The organism is Parasphingomonas frigoris (genome assembly GCF_036663815.1).
Classification (GTDB): Bacteria; Pseudomonadota; Alphaproteobacteria; order Sphingomonadales; family Sphingomonadaceae; genus Sphingomonas.
This window is the reverse complement of the sequence record NZ_JAXOJQ010000027.1, coordinates 1-2,395: the sequence shown is the minus strand read 5'-3', so window position 1 is coordinate 2,395 and position 2,395 is coordinate 1. Positions and strand designations below refer to the sequence as shown.

Below are 2,395 nucleotides of genomic sequence, written 5' to 3'. Positions count from 1 at the left end.
GGATCGCCCGTCACGCCGTAGACCGGTAGGAGCAACGCAAAGCCCAATCGCAGCGCCTGTTCGGCAAGCATGTCGCGAAACGCTGCCAACTGTTCAGGGGTGATGACGGCAGCGCTTGGCGGTAGGATCGAACGGCCGTCTTCGACGCGGAATGTGATGGTCATGCTGACCTCCTTCATTGAAACCGCAAATTCCTCCCTCCCTCCTCTCCGGTTGGGATGCGGGACGCCGGCAATTACGCACGACAGTCCGATCGGCGAGGCGTAGCCAGCGCGCGGCCGAAGGGCCGCTGCGCGTAAGCGAGCGAGGCGTATCGGGCAGGGGAAACGGCTTGATTGGAGGGGGCAGCAGCAGCGCCGGGGCGGGCTCAATGCCCGCACTGGCGCTTCCCCGGCCGATGCGTAGCAAGGGAGGCCCGTAGGGGCCGAACCGACGCGAGCGAGCCGGTCGGGCGGCCGCGAAATAGGGCACCGAAAAAGGGCCACCCGGTCGCCGGATGGCCCTATAGTCGTGAGACGGTGAGGGGAGGAGCCGTAGCCCCTCCCGAGGTCACTTAATAAACTGAGCGTATGCCGTAAGCGCTGCCCCAACTGCGATCGCGCCAGTCATCAGCGAGCCCAGTCCGATGATGTACCATTTGAGCCCATCGATCGATGTCTGCATGCCTTTGAGGCCGCTATCCAGCTTGACCTCCAGTCCGGCAATCCGCTGATCGAGTTTGAGCTCGAGTCCGGCGATCTGCTGCCTGAGTGGTTCCACTGCGCGACCTACGGCCATGTCGATCTGCTCCTCGACGACAGCGACTGCCTTTGCAGCTGCTTCGTCCTCGATATTAGAGCGGTTTCTGATCAGTCTGCATCGTAACCAGCGGCTGCAAAATAGTTCGAGCATTCCTGGGGTGAGTAGAGGTCCACGATGCGGCCGATGGCGTCCCAGAGGCCATGGATGGTCCGCTCGGCCGCTTTTCGCAGATGCGCCTTCAGCTTGGAAAAGGCCATCTCGATGGGGTTGAAGTCTGGGCTGTAGGGCGGAAGGAACAGGAGCCTGGCACCCGCGGCTTCGATGGCGGCGCGCACGGCAGGCGCCTTATGGCTGGATAGGTTGTCCATGATGACGACGTTGCCCGGTGAGAGTTCAGGCACCAGCACGCGGGTCACATAGGTGGTGAAGGCATCGCCGTTCATCGGCCCGTCGAGAACCCAGGGTGCGATCATGCCGGTGCGGCTCAGACCCGCGACGAAGGTGGTGGTTTTCCAGTGCCCGTGCGGCACGCCGGCCCGCAGTCGTTCGCCGCGCGGCGCCCTGCCGTAGCGACGCGCCATGTTCGTCGATGCCCAGGTCTCATCGATGAAGATGAGCTGCTCGGGATCGAGATCGAGCTGACCGTCAAACCATTCCTCGCGCCGCTTCAGGATGTCGGGACGATCCTGCTCGGTCGCGTGCGCAGTCTTTTTTTGCGCGTGATCCCGCGCCGCGCGAAGAACCGCCATATCGTGCCGAGTGCGACCTCGGTGCCGTGATCGGCCAGAAGTGCCTGCAACTCTGCCAGAGTGATGTCGGGCGTCGCCTTGTAAGCCTCCAGGATCAACCCGGCATGCGCCTCGATCCTCATCGAACGTCGATCGCCACCCTGCTGCTGTGGCGCCGGCGTTCCGTGCTGGTTTGCAAGCTGCTGCCACCGGACAGCGCTCGCGGCACTGACACCGAACCGTACCGCCGCCTGTCGACGCGACAGACCGCTCGCGATCGCCGCCACAACCCTGTCTCGAAGATCCACTGACAATGCTCGCGCCATCCATGCCAGCCTCCTGCACCGGCACGCACCTGAATCAGAAAACCGCAGCGACGGGAATCCCCTTATGATTCAGCACGGTGAGAAACCGCTCTAGCGTTGTACGTGCAGTTCCGAGCTGCGGTACAGCGTCCTCGAAAGAGCCCGCAAACAGTTTGGTGAGCTCGGCAACGGCTGACAGGATTTCGGCATGCTGCTGCTTCAGCAGCGCGATCTTGAATTGCACCGGGGCGTCCTCGAGAGTGCGGCACACGAGACTGTCCAGCATGCAAAGTCGGTTGCCCCCGGCCCGAAATTTAGGCTAACCACGTCGTCGAAAATACCGATAAGTGTCTGATTTAACATAATATTTCTTATCGATCCGAACAATCCTCGTGGCTCTGAGTCACGCCAAGGCAGTTCGTAAAGTTACCGCCGTCGTATCCGATGCGGCCTCGATCTCGATCCGGTGAAGCCCAACTCGATCAGGTTGGCAACGCGCGCATCACGTGCCGAAACGCTGGTTTCGCCCAGCACAACGACAACAATACGCCGACCTCTACGCATCGCCGACGCTGCGAGATTGTAGCCGGCGTCGGACGTGTACCCGGTCTTGATGCCGTC

General features: G+C 62.0%; 3 protein-coding genes and 1 pseudogene. All 4 read right to left on the bottom strand.

Annotation, left to right across the window (positions count from 1 at the left end; all coding sequences use genetic code 11):
* Positions 1-549: 549 nt before the first annotated feature.
* Positions 550-777, bottom strand: coding sequence for a CCDC90 family protein (locus tag U1872_RS22150; RefSeq protein WP_332747923.1), 228 nt, complete (start codon positions 775-777; stop codon positions 550-552).
* A gap of 71 nt (positions 778-848) precedes the next feature.
* Positions 849-1,795, bottom strand: a protein-coding gene (locus tag U1872_RS22145) for an IS630 family transposase (RefSeq protein WP_183938040.1) whose coding sequence is annotated in 2 segments (ribosomal slippage) — positions 849-1,459 and positions 1,459-1,795 — 948 coding nt in all. Because the reading frame shifts where the segments join, the coding sequence is not laid out codon by codon here.
* A gap of 34 nt (positions 1,796-1,829) precedes the next feature.
* Entirely contained in the window at positions 1,830-2,018 is a 189-nt protein-coding gene (locus tag U1872_RS22140) for a hypothetical protein (RefSeq protein WP_332795038.1), read from the bottom strand.
* A 182-nt stretch (positions 2,019-2,200) separates the two neighbouring features.
* A pseudogene (locus U1872_RS22135) lies at positions 2,201-2,395 on the bottom strand (D-alanyl-D-alanine carboxypeptidase family protein); the annotation flags it as partial.